Annotated in this window: 1 protein-coding gene; it reads left to right on the top strand. The window is 40.0% G+C overall.

The window, feature by feature from the left end:
* The first annotated feature begins 195 nt into the window (after nucleotides 1-195).
* On the top strand, nucleotides 196-438 hold the full coding sequence (locus tag J3491_RS11940) for a transposase (RefSeq protein ID WP_243456391.1): 243 nt from the start codon (nucleotides 196-198) through the stop codon (nucleotides 436-438).
* The last annotated feature ends 130 nt before the right edge of the window (nucleotides 439-568 follow it).

The raw sequence follows: 568 nt of genomic DNA on the forward strand, positions 1-568 counted from the left end.
CTTGCGTTCGAAAGTCTGCTGAGTAAGTCATAATGATTATATCTTTCTCTTTATTTTAAAAGCATTGTATCTTATTTATAAAAGACTGACTATAAAGTCCTGATAACCAGACTCCGCTTCACAACAAGGACATATTCCAAAGCTTGGTCACAAATGTGTCATCATCATGGACATGAGCGAGGATAAAGCAAAGCACTGCTTTGCCCGAGTGCAAGGGGAGAGCTATGCTCGAGTACCAGACTTCATAAGAACAAACGTATCAAAAAGCTATTAAACCGACATGGTCATCGTATTCTTTGGCTACCGCCTTACAGCCCTGATCTAAACCCTATTGAGAAGAAGTGGGCTGAAGTAAAAACGCTCAGGCAATGCTGGGGTAAGAATAATCTAAATCATTTATTCAGCAATGTCTGCTGTTACAACTTTAAGTTGGATTGACTATATAGTTAACTCACTTTAAGACCGATACAGTACAGCTGGTATGAATTTTGCGCAGCATCTGTCAGCGTAGACACAGCAAGCAAGGAAAATTTATACCAGTTGCCCGTTCATATGAGCGCATCGATTT

Source organism: Psychrobacter halodurans (assembly GCF_017498075.1).
Taxonomy (GTDB): domain Bacteria; phylum Pseudomonadota; class Gammaproteobacteria; order Pseudomonadales; family Moraxellaceae; genus Psychrobacter; species Psychrobacter celer.